The sequence below is a fragment of the Aquincola tertiaricarbonis genome, from assembly GCF_023573145.1.
GTDB lineage: Bacteria > Pseudomonadota > Gammaproteobacteria > Burkholderiales > Burkholderiaceae_C > Aquincola > Aquincola tertiaricarbonis_B.
This window is the reverse complement of the sequence record NZ_CP097636.1, coordinates 3,516,632-3,530,039: the sequence shown is the minus strand read 5'-3', so window position 1 is coordinate 3,530,039 and position 13,408 is coordinate 3,516,632. Positions and strand designations below refer to the sequence as shown.

Sequence of the window (13,408 nt, the reverse complement as noted above, 5' to 3'; positions counted from 1 at the left end):
AGAACGGCCAGCGCACCCAGCGCTTCCAGCAGAAGTAGCCACATGCACCGAGCTTACCGAACCCTTCGCGCCACCCTGGGCGCGGCCGCCGCCGCGGTGCTGGCGGCCTGCACCACCACGCCGCTGCCGCCGCCCGACGAACCGCCCCGGCCCGCACCGGCACCCACCAGCCCGGCAGCGGTGGCCACCGCGCCTTCGGTGCCGGCGCCGGCCAGCTGGCCGCCCGGCACCCTGGACCGGCCCAATGCGCGCTGGATTCCGGTGGGCTGGTCCGAGCTGCCCGGCTGGGACGGTGACCGCGCCGCCGACGCCTGGCGCGCCTTCGTGCGCGGCTGCGAGCGCCCGGCCCCGGGCTGGAGCCGGCTGTGCGCCGAGGCGCTGCTGTCGCCGCCGCCGGCCGACGACGGGAGCGCCCGCCAGTGGTTCATGCAACGGCTGCAGCCCTACCGCATCGAGGCGCTGGACCGGCCCGACCCCGACGGCCTGATCACCGGCTACTTCGAGCCGCTGGTGGAAGCCAGTCGGCTGCCGCGCGGCAACTTCCGCATTCCGCTGCACCGCGCGCCGGCCGACCTGGGCCAGCGCAAGCCGTGGTGGACGCGCCAGCAGATCGACACGCTGCCGGCCGCCCAGGCCGCGCTCAAGGGCCGTGAAATCGCCTACGTGGCCGACCCGCTGGACGCGCTGGTGCTGCAGATCCAGGGCTCGGGCCGCATGCGCGTGACCGAGCCCGACGGCCGGGTGCAGGTGCTGCGCGTGGCCTTCGCCGGCCACAACGACCAGCCCTACAAGTCGGTCGGCCGCTGGCTCATCGAGCAGGGCGAGCTGACGCCCGACACCGCCTCCTGGCCGGCCATCCGCGAGTGGGCGCGGCGCAACCCGCGCCGCGTCAACGAGATGCTGTGGAGCAACCCGCGCACCGTGTTCTTTCGCGAAGAACCGCTGCCCGACCCCAGCGCCGGGCCGCGCGGCGCGCAAGGCGTGCCGTTGACGCCCGAGCGCTCCATCGCGGTGGACCCGCGCAGCGTGCCCTACGGCACCCCGGTGTGGCTGGACACCACCGAGCCGCTGTCCAACACGCCGCTGCGGCGGCTGGTGCTGGCGCAGGACACCGGCACCGCCATCGTGGGCGCGGTGCGGGCGGATTACTTCTGGGGCCCCGGCGAGGTGGCCGAACAGCAGGCCGGCCGCATGAAGCAGCGGCTGCGCATGTGGGCGCTGGCCCCGAAGTGAATCAGGCGGCCGAAGCGCTGCGGCTCACCTGTTTCATGGCACCGGCCATGGCGCTGTAGACGTCGATCCAGGCGGCCCGGGTCTCGTCGTCGAAGGCGGGGCCCAGGCCCTGCTCCAGCGTCTTGAGCAGGGCGCCGCCCACCGCGTCGTAGTCTTCGTCGCGCAGGCCCATCAGCCCGGCATGGCGGCGGCCCAGGCCTTCCACCGCGGGCAGCAGGTCGTCGGGCTCGCGCAGCTGGCGCAGCGCCTCACCCATGGCCAGCACCAGCTGCTCGCCAGGGGCGCCGGCGTCGCTGTGCAGCAGCGTCTGCAGCGTGGGGGCGGCCTGCACCAGGTTCTCTCGGAACAGCGCGGCCGCCTGCGGAGCCATCGGCTCCACCAGATCGAAGCTTTCGTTGACCAGCTGGATCGTGTAGTCGTTCATGGCAAGGGCTCCCGTCAAAGGTGCACGGCCGACCGCCGCGCGACAAGCGGATGCAAGCACGGTGCCGCCCCGGCCCGGTGCGGGTGAGGGCGTACACCGCCCGGCACGCCCGCCGCAGCATGCGGGCGGCGCACGACAGCCCGATGACAGCAAGGGCCGCGCACCGGCGCGGCGCAGGCGCCTACCGGGTTTGCCCCAGGCCGGCCGTGCATGCGCCGCCCGGATCAGCACAGAGATCTCCCACGGGGGGACGCGAGCGCAGCGAGCTTGGCGGCCCAATCAGCCCTTGCCAGGCGCCCACAGCCGCGGCCCCAGCAGGTTCAAAGCCAACCCACCCATCACCAGCGCCGCGGCGCCCAGTTTCCAGGGCTGCATCGGCTCACCCAGCACCAGGGCCGAGGCGCCCATGCCGAAGAGCGGCACCAGCAGCGCCATCGGCGAGACGGTGGCCGCCGGGTGGCGGGCCAGCAGCCAGGCCCAGGCCACGTAGCCGAAAAGGGTATTGCCCACCGATTGCCACAGCACCGCGCCCCAGGCGGCCGCGTCGGCGTGCTGCAGGCTGTGGGCGATCAGCGCCGGCCCTTCCACCACCAGCGACAGCAGCAGCAGCGGCGGCACCGAGAAGACGCTGGCCCACACCACATAGGCCAGCATGTTCACCGGCCCGGCGGCCTTGGCCACCAGGTTGCCGGCCGCCCAGCACATGGCCGCGGTGAGCACCAGCGCCAGGCCCAGCAGCGTGGTGTGCGCGTCGGTGTGCGAGGCGATGATGCCCAGCCCGCCGGCCGCCAGCGCCAGCGCCAGCCACTGGAAACCGCGCAGCCGCTCGCGGTGGATGAACATCGACAGGCCGATGGTGAAGAACACCTGCGTCTGCACCACCAGTGAGGCCAGGCCCGGCGTGATGTCGGCCCGCATCGCGATGAACAGCAGGCCGAACTGGCCGGCGCCGATCAACACGCCGTAGGCCGCCAGCTGGCGCCAGGGCACCGCGGGCCGCGGCAAAAAGAAGATGGCCGGCAGCACCGCGAACACGAAGCGCAGCGTGCCCAGCAGCAGCGGCGGCAGGCGGATCAGTGCCTGCTTGATGATGACGAAGTTGGTGCCCCACACCGCCACCACGGCCAGCGCCAGCAGCAGGTGGAGCAGCGGCAGGCCGCGTCGGGTCTCGGAGTGGGGCATCCAGGGTCTCTACTTCTTCTTCAGGTGGGCCAGCGGCAGCGCCGCGCCCGACTTCACCTCACCCAGCGAGAAGCTGGTGTGGATGTCCTTCACGTTCGGCAGGTTCAGCAGCGTGTCGGTGGCAAAGCGCGAAAAGGCGTCCAGGTCGGCCGCCATCACCTGCAGCTCGAAGGTGCCGGCGCCGCTGATGTAGTGGCAGGCCGTCACCTCGGGCAGCTGGCGCAGCGCCTCTTCCAGCACCTTGGTGGCGGCGCCGCTGCTGCGCTCGGTATCCACCCGCACGAAGGCCAGCACGCCCAGGCCGATGCGGCGGCGGTCCAGCTCGGCGCGGTAGCCGGTGATGTAGCCCTGCGCCTCCAGCCATTTGACGCGCCGCCAGGTGGGTGCGGCCGACAGGCCGATGCGCGCCGCCAGCTCGGCGTTGGACAGCCGCGCGTCCTGCTGCAGCGCCTCCAGGATGGCCACGTCGTAGCGGTCCAGGTCGGTGCCGCTGCGCTCCGGCTCGGCACCGCCGGCCGCCGTATCCGAAGTGACTGGGGTTTTCCCTGATCTGGCAATTCGCGATGGCATTTGGTCAGTAAGTCGAGCCTGCGAGAAAGAACGTTGCTCAAAACCATGGTAATCGAGCAAACAACGAAAAGACTTCACGGGCTGCCAAATCTACACTGGCAGCACGACGCGGGCGCGCCGGGTCACGAGCCTGACGCGCCTTTCGCCAGCGCCCACCAGCCTCGCCATCGCCACTGGAGTACCCCGCATGAATGCACCCTTGCCCGAGTCGGTCCGCCGCGCCCTGGAAACCGTCAGCCTCGACGACAAGTACGCGCTGGCCAGCGGCCGGGCCTTCATGAGCGGCGTGCAGGCGCTGGTGCGGCTGCCGATGCTGCAGCGCGCCCGCGACCTGGCCGCGGGGCTCAACACCGCCGGCTTCATCAGCGGCTACCGCGGCTCGCCGCTGGGCGGCTACGACCAGGCGCTGTGGTCCGCGCGCAAGCACCTGGCCGACAACCACATCGTGTTCCAGCCCGGCGTGAACGAGGAACTGGGCGCCACCGCGGTGTGGGGCACGCAGCAGCTCGACCTCTTTCCGCAGAGCAAGAAGTTCGACGGCGTCTTCGGCATCTGGTACGGCAAGGGCCCGGGCGTGGACCGTTGCTCCGACGTGTTCAAGCACGCCAACATGGCCGGTACCTCGCAGCACGGTGGCGTGATCGCCATTGCGGGTGACGACCACATCAGCAAGAGCAGCACCGCCCCGCACCAGAGCGACCACATCTTCAAGGCCTGCGGCCTGCCGGTGTTCTTTCCCAGCAGCGTGCAGGACATCCTGGACATGGGCCTGCATGCGTTTGCGATGAGCCGCTTCTCCGGCGTGTGGTCGGGCATGAAGACCATCCAGGAAGTGGTGGAGTCGTCGGCCTCGGTGTCGGTGGACCCCGACCGCGTGCGCATCGTGCTGCCCGAGGACTTCGTGATGCCGCCGGGCGGGCTGCACATCCGCTGGCCCGATGCGCCGCTGGAGCAGGAAGCGCGGCTGATGGACTACAAGTGGTACGCCGCGCTGGCCTACGTGCGGGCCAACAAGCTCAACTACAACGTGATCGCCGGGCCGAACGACCGCTTCGGCCTGATTGCCAGCGGCAAGGCCTACAACGACACCCGCCAGGCGCTGGCCGACCTGGGCCTGGACGACGACACCTGTCGCGCACTGGGTGTGCGGCTGCACAAGGTCAACGTGGTGTGGCCGCTGGAAGCCACCATCACCCGCGACTTCGCGCAGGGCCTGCAAGAGATCCTGGTGGTTGAAGAAAAGCGCCAGGTCATCGAATACCAGCTGAAGGAAGAGCTGTACAACTGGCGTGCCGACGTGCGGCCCAACGTGCTGGGCAAGTTCGACGAGCCCGAAGGCGACCTGACCGGTGGCGAATGGGCCATGCCCAACCCCAGCGAGAACTGGCTGCTGCGCGCCAAGGCCGACCTCACGCCCGCCATCATCGCCAAGGCGATTGCCAAGCGGCTGAAGAAGCTGGGCGTGCCCGCCGACGTGGCGGCGCGCATGGACGCGCGGCTGCGCGAGATCGAGGCCGCCGAGCGTGCGCTGGTGACGGTGAACGCGGCCGGCGGCAGCGGCGAGCGCGCGCCCTGGTTCTGCTCGGGCTGCCCGCACAACACCAGCACCCGCGTGCCCGAAGGTTCGCGCGCGCTGGCCGGCATCGGCTGCCACTACATGGCCACCTGGATGGACCGCAGCACCGTGACCTTCAGCCAGATGGGCGGCGAAGGCGTGGCCTGGAGCGGCCAGGCGCCGTTCACCACCGATGCGCATGTGTTCGCCAACCTGGGCGACGGCACCTACTTCCACAGCGGCCTGCTGGCCATTCGCCAGAGCATCGCCTCGGGCGTGAACATCACCTACAAGATCCTCTACAACGACGCCGTGGCCATGACCGGCGGCCAGCAGGTGGGCGAGCGGCCGGAAGGCCACTCGGTGCTGCAGATCATGAAGAGCCTGGACGCCGAGGGCGTGGCCAGGACCGTCATCGTCACCGACGAGCCGCAGAAGTACCAGGGCGTGAGCCTGCTGCCCGGCGTCACGGTGCACCACCGCGACGAGCTGGACACGATCCAGCGCCAGTTCCGCGAGCTCAAGGGCACCACGGCCATCATCTACGACCAGACCTGCGCCACCGAGAAGCGCCGCCGCCGCAAGCGCGGCAAGATGGCCACGCCCGACAAGACGGTGGTGATCAACGAGCTGGTGTGCGAGGGCTGCGGCGACTGCAGCGTGCAGAGCAACTGCCTCAGCGTGGAACCGGTGGACACCGAGTTCGGCCGCAAGCGCCGCATCAACCAGAACAGCTGCAACAAGGACTACTCGTGCCTGAAGGGCTTCTGCCCCAGCTTCGTCACCGTGGAAGGTGGCCAGCTGAAGAAGCCGAAAAAAGAGAAGAAGGGTGACCTGAGCACGCTGCCGCCCATCCCCGAGCCCGCGCTGCCGCTGGCCGAGCAGGCCTGGGGCATCGTGGTGGCTGGCGTGGGCGGCACCGGCGTCATCACCATCGGCCAGTTGCTGGGCATGGCCGCGCACCTGGAAGGCAAGGGCGTCGTCACGCAAGATGCCGCGGGCCTGGCGCAAAAGGGTGGCGCCACCTGGAGCCACATCCAGATCGCCAACCGCGCCGATGCCATCTTCACCACCAAGGTGGACACCGCCAAGGCCGATCTGGTGATCGCCTGCGACCCCATCGTCGGCGCCAACAAGGCCACCATGGCCGTCATCAAGCCGGGCCGCACCTTCGTGGCGATGAACACCCATGGCTCGCCCACCGCGGCCTTCGTGCAGAACCCCGACTGGCAGTTCCCGGCCGGCTGCGAGACCACGCTGGCGCAGGCCGTGGGCGCGGGCGGGCTGGGCGCCTTCGATGCCGAGGAAGTGTCGGTGCAGCTGCTGGGCGACAGCATCTACACCAACCCGCTGATGCTGGGCTACGCCTGGCAGCAGGGCCGGGTGCCGCTGGGCCATGCCGCGCTGATGCGCGCGATGGAGCTGAACAACGTGCAGGTGGACAACAACAAGGCCGCCTTCGAATGGGGCCGCCGCTGCGCCCATGACCTGGCGGCGGTGAAGGCCTTGTTCAAGGCCGCGCAGGTGATCCAGTTCGTCAAGAAGCCGTCGATCGACGAGTTGGTGGCCAAGCGGGTGAGCTTCCTCACCGACTACCAAAACGCGGCTTACGCTGAGCAGTACCGCCGCTTCGTCGACCAGGTGCGGCAGGCCGAAAGCCCGCTGGGCGGCACCCGGCTGTCGGAGGCGGTGGCCCGCTACCTGTTCAAGCTGATGGCCTACAAGGACGAGTACGAAGTGGCGCGCCTGCACACGCAGACCGGCTTCGACGAGAAGATCGCCGCGATGTTCGAGGGCGACTACAAGCTGGTGCACCACCTGGCCCCTCCGCTCACCGCCAAGACCAACGAGCGCGGCGAGCTGGTCAAGCGCCCCTTCGGTCCGTGGATGCACACCGCCTTCGGCGTACTGGCCAAGATGAAGGGCCTGCGCGGCACCGCACTGGACATCTTCGGCCGTTCTGAAGAGCGCCGCACCGAGCGCGCGCTGATCGAGCAGTACAAGGCCTGTGTGCTGGAACTGCTGCAGGGCCTGAACGCCGAGCGGCTGCCGCTGGCGGTGGAGATCGCCAGCATCCCCGAGCAGATCCGCGGCTACGGCCATGTGAAGGCCCGCCACCTGGCCACCGCCCGCCCGAAGTGGGACGGCCTGATGGCACAGTGGCGCGCCGGCGGCAGCCCGGCTGCGCGCCGCGTGGCCTGAACCCTTGACCTGATCCGATCCTGAAGATGCGTTTGAACCCAACCCCGAACCTGTGCCTGCAAGGCGCCGCCCTGGCCGTGGCGCTGACCCTGCCTGCCGCCGTACGCGCGCAGGAGCTGGTGGTGCCCATCGGGCTGAGCAGCCCGCTGTCCGGCCCGCAAAGCGGCAACGGCCAGGACAACCTGGCCGGCGCGCAGCTGGCCGTCAACGAAGTCAACGCCCGCAAGCTCAGCGTGGGCGGCCGGCCGCTGCGGCTGAAGCTGCAGGCCGAGGACGACCAGGCCGACCCGCGCCAGGGCGTGGCCGTGGCGCAAAAGCTCGTGGACGGCGGCGTCAAGTTCGTCGTCGGGCCCTACAACTCGGGCGTGACCATGCCCGCCTCACGTGTGTACGACCAGGGCGGCGTGGTGGTGGCCACGGTGTCGTCCAACCCCAAGATCACGCAGCAGGGCTTTGCGCGCCTGTTCCGTGTGGGCGCGGCCGACACCGCGCTGGGCGTGAAGATGGCGCTGTACGCGGCCAAGGAACTGAAGCTGCAGCGAGTGGCCGTGATCGACGACCGCAGCGCCTATGGCCAGGGCCTGGCGCAGGAGTTCAGCAACGCGGCCAAGGCCAACGGGCTGCAGGTGGTCAAGAGCGAATACGTCTCGGGCCAGGCCACCGACTTCACGCCGGTGCTCACCAGCATCAAGGCCGCGCGGCCTGATGCCATCTTCTTCGGCGGCTACTCGGCCCAGGCGGGCCCGATGGCGCGGCAGATGAAGCAGCTGGGCATCACCGCCAAACTGCTGGGCGGCGACGGCCTGTGCTCCAGCGAAACCGCCAAACTGGCCGGCGGCGATGCGGTGGGCGAGAACGTCTGGTGCACCCAGGGCGGCGCGATGATCCAAAGAGCTTCCGAGGGCCAGGCTTTCGTGCAGGCCTACCGCGCGGCCAACAACCAGCGCGATCCGCTGACCTATGCCGTCAACTTCTACGACGCGGTGCACCTCATCGCCCAGGCGATGCAGAAGGCCGGCAGCACCGACCCGGCCAAGGTGGCCGAGGCGATGCAGAAGGGCAGCTACAAGGGCGCGGCCGGCACCTACGAGTTCGACAACCAGCGCGACCTCAAGTCGTCGCCGGTGACGGTGTTCACCTTCAAGGGCGGGCAGCCGAGCGCGGTCAGCTCTTATTGAGCTGGGCGGCCACCCGCCCGCTCAGGTAAGTCCACACGAAGCTGGCGGCCGCGTAGGCCGTCAGCTCGGCATGGTCGTAGGGCGGCGACACCTCCACGCAGTCCATGCCCACGAAGGGCAGGTCGGCCAGTTCTTCCAGCAGCGTCATCACCTGCGCGGTGCTCATGCCGGCCGGCTCGGGCGTGCCGGTGCCGGGGGCGAAGGCCGGGTCCAGGCAGTCGATGTCCAGGCTCAGGTACACCGGCGGGTGGCCGGCCGCGGCGATGCGCTGGCGGATGGCGTCCACAACGCCCGCCAGCTGGGCCGGGCTTTCCAGGCCGCGCAGGTCGCGCGCGGTGAAGATCTGGCCGCCCTGGTCGCGCACGTACTCGCGCGCCGCCCGGTCACCGGCCGAGCGGATGCCCAGCTGCGTGAAGCACTCGGGCACCACCAGGCCTTCCTGAATCGCTTCGTAGACCCAGGTGCCGTGGCCGCTGGGTTCGCCGAAGTGGTCTTCCCAGGTGTCGCAGTGCGCGTCAAAGTGGATCACCGCCAGTGGCCGGCCCTGCTGCGCCTTCAGCGCCCGCAGGATGGGCAGCGTCACCGAATGGTCGCCGCCCAGCCACACCATGTGGCGCGCCGCCAGCAGCGCCGGCAGCGCCTCCGCCAGCGCGGCCCGCATGGCCACCAGCGAGGTGTTGGGCAGTGCCAGGTCGCCCAGGTCCACCAGCTGGGCTATGGGCGTGGTGCCGAAGTGCGGGTGCAGCCCGTCGCACAGCATGTGGCTGGCGGTGCGGATGGCGCGCGGCGCCATGCGGGCGCCCGGCCGGTTGGTGGTGGAGCCGTCCCAGGCCAGGCCGGCCACGCCGTAGGGCTGGGGCGCCAGCTGGCCCGGCAGTGCCGCGGCGCCCTTGAGGAAGCTGCCTTGCGACAGGAAAGCAAAGGCGTGGGCGGTGGGATCGAGGGACATGGCGTGCAGCTCCGAGAATGCGCGGCAAGGGTACGGGACCCAGGAGCGACACGGCATGGCCCGGCGGGCAAGTTCACTGGCACAGCCATCCAGCATCGACAGCGCGGCAGCGCCCGGCGCGCCGCTGGGCGAGGCGCAGCTGCGGCTGCTGCGCACCTTCGCCGCGGTGGCGGCGGCGGGCGGCCTGTCGCCGGCGGCGGTGGAGCTGCAGCTCGATTTGTCCACCGTCAGCAAGCAGCTGCGCGAGCTGGAAGCGCTGCTGGGCGCCACGCTGGCGCGGCGCGGCCGCGGCGGCTTCCAGCTGACGGAAGACGGTCTGCGCCTGCAGGCATTGACGCGCCGGCTCTTCGGCGCGATGCGCGCCTTCGGCGACGACCTGGCGTCCTTCAGCGGCGCGGCGGCGGCGCCGGTGCTGCGGCTGGGCATGGTGGACGCGCTGCTGACCGAAGGCCGGGTGCCGGCGCTGCTGGCCCGCTGCGCGCAGGCGGTGCCGGGGCTGCAGTGGCAGCTGGCCGCACGCCGGCCGCTGGAGATCGAGCGTGAACTGCTGGCCGGCACGCTGGACGCCGGCATCGTGGCCGCCCGCACCGCGCCCGCCGGGCTGGAGCAGCACCGCCTGTATGCCGAGGCCAACAGCCTGTGGGTGGCGCCCGGCCACCCCTGGTATGCCTGGGCCGGCGATGAAGCGGCGACGCTGCGGCTGGAAGACGCCGCGCTGGTGACCGACCCCTACGTGGACACGCTGCCGCCGGCGCTGCTGCCGGTGCCGCCGGGCACGGCCGCAGGCAGCGCCCGCGCCGACAGCCTGGAAGGCGTGGCGCTGCTGGTGCTCACCGGCCGCCATGCGGGTTTCCTGCCCGATCACTACGTGGCCGGCACCACGGCGCTTCAGCCGCTGCGGCGGGTGCAGCCGGCGCGGTATGCGCACCGGCAGGACATCGTGCTCATCTGCCGCCGTGGCAAGGCTTCGCCGGCCTTGCGGCAGCTGATCCGCGCGCTGTCGGCACCGGGCGCCTAGAGCTCGCCGGCCCCGGCCTCGGCGTGCCTGTCCGGGCTGCGGCGCAGTGGCCAGCGCCAGCGGCGCGGCTGCGGCGCATAGGCCCGGGCCGCATCCACCCGCAGCCACAGCTCGGTGCCGCCGCCTTCGGCGGCCCGCCACACCGGCACCGCGCGCAGCAGCGCGGCCCGTTCGCGGATGTTGCGCAGCCCGAAGTGGCCCGGCCTTCCCTGTGCCAGATCCAGGTCGGCAGGCAGGCCGCGGCCGTCGTCGCGCACCGTCAGGTGCAGCGCATCGGGCGCAAAGTGCAGCAGCAGCGTGATGTGCCGCGCCTGCGCATGGGCCAGCGCATTGCGCAGCGCTTCCAGCGCCACCTCGTACAGCTCGGCCGTGGCCCAGGGCCACAGCGGGCGCGGTTCGCCGCTGCTGCGCACCGCCACCACCGGCTGCGCGGTCGTGCCGCCCACCACTTCGGCCACGGCCACCTGCAGCGCCGGCAGCAGCGCGCGGCCGTCGGCATGGGCGCGCAGGCCTTCCACGCGGGCGCGGGTCTCGCGCAGGGCGTCGTCGGCGCGGTCCAGCGCCAGCGCCAGGCGCTGCCGGGCGGGGTGGTCGTCGGGCAGGGTGTCGACGCTGGCCTGCACCTGCAGGGTCAGCGCGGTGGTGCCCTGCAGCAGGTGGTCGTGCAGGTCGCGGGCGATGCGCTCGCGCTCGGCCTGCTGCACCTGCAGCCGGTGGCGCATGCGCTGCAGCGCGCGCCGGGTGGCGGCGCGCCACAGGCCCCAGCCCGCCAGCAGCGCGGCCAGGCCCATGCCGGCCTGGAAGGCGGCCGTCTGGTGCAGCGCGGGTGTGATGCGCAGCGGCAGCGTGGTGCGGCCGCTGGCCTGCCAGGCCGGATCGTCGGTGCCCGATTCCAGCTCGAACACATAGTCGCCCGGCGGCAGGTTGGTGTAGCTGGCCTCGCGCCGGCTGTCAGGCGGCTGCCAGTCGCTCTCCAGCCCCACCAGGCGGTGGCGGTAGCGTGTGCGGTCGGGCGCCTGCAGATTGGCTGCGCCGTAGGCGATGCGCAGCTGGGTGGTGCCGGCCGGCAGCACCGTGGGCCCGACTGGCCGGCCACCGGTGCCGGCCAGCGGCCAGCGCCGGCCGGCCGCCTGCAGCTCGTCCACCACCGGGGCCGAGGGGCGCACCGCGGGCAGCGGCTGCTGCGGGTCCAGCCAGTACAGGGCGGCGGTGCGGGTGATCCACAGCCGGCCGTCGTCGGCCAGCACCATCGAAGGCGAGGGCCGCGTCGGCGGCAGTGTGCCCGGCAGGCCGTCCTCGCGGCCGCGGCGGCGGCCGGCCAGCGGCGCGGCGGGGTCCGCCAGCCAGCGGCGCAGCGAGGCGGCGTCCACCTGCACCACGCCTTCGGCTTCGTTCAGCCACAGGCTGCCGTCGGCGGTCCGCACGATGCCCATCACCAGCCCCAGCGGACGGCCGTCCACCGGCGGTACCGGCCGCAGCTGGTCGCCGCTGATGGCCACCAGCCCGAATTCGCCGCCCACCCACACCTGGCCCGCGGCCAGCTGCAGCGTGCCCACGCGACCGGCCGGCAGATCGAAGCGGCGAAGTTCGTCGCCACGCAGCCGCAGCACGCGGCCCTCGGCCTGCGCGATCCAGGTGGCGCCGGCTTCGTCCACCGCCACGGCCACCGCGGTGCCGGCCGGCAGCCGTTCGTCGCGCGGCAGCCATCGGCCGCCCTGACGCTGCAGTACGCCGGCCGCGCCCACGGCGGCCCACAGGCTGTCGTCCGGGCCGAAGGCGAAGGAGAACAGCGGCAGCGCGGTGCCCGGCGCGCCCGGCCAGGGAATGCGCTGGCTGGCGTTGCCCGGCTGCGCGGGCCACAAGCCCATCTGGCCGCCGAACCACACCTGGCCCTGGCGGTCGCGCGCGACGGCGGAGCCGCCGTTGTCGCCCGGCCAGCCCGGCTGCGGCCGCACGTCGCCGGCCGCCGTCACGCAGGCGGGCTGCGCCCAGGGCGAGATGAGGCACACCCCGGCGCCGGCCGAAGGGGCCAGGGCGGGACCCAGCGTGTCCCACGGTGCGGGCGCGGGGTGCACACCGGGCCGGCTGAAGTGGTCCAGCCCGCGCAGGGTGCCCACCCACAGGTCGCCGTCGCGGTCGACGAAGAGGTCGAGCACGGCATCGCTGCTCAGGCCCTGCCGGGCGCTAAAGGCCTCCACCTCGGTGGCCGTGCCAGCGGCTGCGCCCGGCAGATGGCGCACCCGCCGCAGGCCGGTGGCGTGGTCGGTGGCCCAGAGGTTGCCGCGGCCGTCGCTGCGCAGGTTGCCCATGCTGCTGGCCGGCAGGCGCCAGCGGTCTTCGTGGGCGCCCGGTGGCAGGCGGCGCAGCAGGCCGTCCTGCTGCCACACCCAGTGGGTGCCGTCGGCCTCGAAGGTCTGTTGCGCCGTGCGCGGCTGGCCCGTCTGCCGCTGGAAGGCGCCGCCGGCGGCCGGCCGCAGGTAGACGCCGCCGTCCACGCTGTTCACCGCCAGGCGGCCGTCGCCCAGCCGATACAGGCTGAAACCGTCGTCATGCGGGTAGCCCACCTCGTCGCGCTGCTTGTGCCAGCGTTGGCCGTCGAAGCGCAGCAGGCCGGCGAAGGTCAGTCCCCACACGGCGCCTGCGTCGTCGTGCGCAAACGCGATCACGCGGTTGCCGATCAGCCCTTCTTCCTTGCCATAGCGGCGCAGCGTGCCATCGGCCAGCCGGTGCACGGCCAGGCTGCCGGTGCGCAGGCCCAGCCACAGCGAGCCGTCGGCCATCGCCAGCACATGCGACAAGCCCTGGCCGCGGGTGGGCTGGTCGGGGAACAGGTTGACGCGCAGGAAGCGCTGGCCGTCGAAACGCACCAGGCCGCTGCCGGTGGCCAGCCACAAGAAGCCGTCGGGCGTCTGTGCGATGGACACCACCTCGGCCGGGCCGCCTTCCAGCTCGGTCCAGCGTTGGTGGTGCAGCTCGCGCAGCGGCTGGCGCGGGTCGAGGGCCCAGCCGGGCGTGGCCAGCAGCACGGCCAGGGCGACGAGCATCCCCTGCAGCCAGCGCGTCGGACCGCGGCGCGGCGTGCGGTGGGTGGGGGCGA

The 13,408-nt window shown here is 72.1% G+C and carries 9 protein-coding genes; 4 read left to right on the top strand and 5 right to left on the bottom strand.

The features are described 5' to 3' along the window. Positions 1–42 precede the first annotated feature (42 nt). Positions 43–1,233, top strand: coding sequence for a murein transglycosylase A (gene mltA / locus MW290_RS30770; RefSeq protein ID WP_250198133.1), 1,191 nt, complete (start codon positions 43–45; stop codon positions 1,231–1,233). A 1-nt stretch (position 1,234) separates the two neighbouring features. Here the strand turns inward: mltA and MW290_RS30765 are convergent, their stop codons facing one another. From MW290_RS30765 to MW290_RS30755, 3 genes are all read right to left on the bottom strand, one after another. Further along, a complete protein-coding gene (locus tag MW290_RS30765; protein WP_250198132.1) occupies positions 1,235–1,657 on the bottom strand; it encodes a globin domain-containing protein in 423 nt (140 codons plus the stop codon). Positions 1,658–1,936: 279 nt separating this feature from the next. Next, positions 1,937–2,812: an EamA family transporter gene (locus MW290_RS30760; RefSeq protein ID WP_250200142.1), complete on the bottom strand. Its 876-nt coding sequence runs from the start codon at positions 2,810–2,812 to the stop codon at positions 1,937–1,939. Between the two features lie 36 nt (positions 2,813–2,848). After that, positions 2,849–3,409: an Lrp/AsnC family transcriptional regulator gene (locus MW290_RS30755; protein WP_250198131.1), complete on the bottom strand. Its 561-nt coding sequence runs from the start codon at positions 3,407–3,409 to the stop codon at positions 2,849–2,851. Positions 3,410–3,596: 187 nt separating this feature from the next. Between MW290_RS30755 and MW290_RS30750 the strand changes: the two genes are divergently transcribed. Beyond that, positions 3,597–7,166 carry an indolepyruvate ferredoxin oxidoreductase family protein gene (locus MW290_RS30750; protein WP_250198130.1) on the top strand — a complete coding sequence of 1,190 codons (3,570 nt, stop codon included), beginning with the start codon at positions 3,597–3,599 and terminating at the stop codon, positions 7,164–7,166. A 32-nt stretch (positions 7,167–7,198) separates the two neighbouring features. Then, positions 7,199–8,344, top strand: a complete 1,146-nt coding sequence (locus MW290_RS30745; protein WP_250198129.1) for a branched-chain amino acid ABC transporter substrate-binding protein — start codon at positions 7,199–7,201, stop codon at positions 8,342–8,344. Here the strand turns inward: MW290_RS30745 and speB are convergent. Then, positions 8,331–9,293: an agmatinase gene (gene speB / locus MW290_RS30740; protein WP_250198128.1), complete on the bottom strand. Its 963-nt coding sequence runs from the start codon at positions 9,291–9,293 to the stop codon at positions 8,331–8,333. The two genes, MW290_RS30745 and speB, sit on opposite strands and share 14 nt — an antisense overlap. 55 nt (positions 9,294–9,348) lie before the next feature. On the opposite strand from speB, the gene MW290_RS30735 reads away from it, so the two are divergent. After that, positions 9,349–10,311: a LysR family transcriptional regulator gene (locus MW290_RS30735; RefSeq protein ID WP_250198127.1), complete on the top strand. Its 963-nt coding sequence runs from the start codon at positions 9,349–9,351 to the stop codon at positions 10,309–10,311. On the opposite strand, the gene MW290_RS30730 is transcribed toward MW290_RS30735, so the two are convergent. Beyond that, entirely contained in the window at positions 10,308–13,355 is a 3,048-nt protein-coding gene (locus tag MW290_RS30730) for a sensor histidine kinase (protein ID WP_250198126.1), read from the bottom strand. The two genes, MW290_RS30735 and MW290_RS30730, sit on opposite strands and share 4 nt — an antisense overlap. Positions 13,356–13,408: the final 53 nt, after the last annotated feature.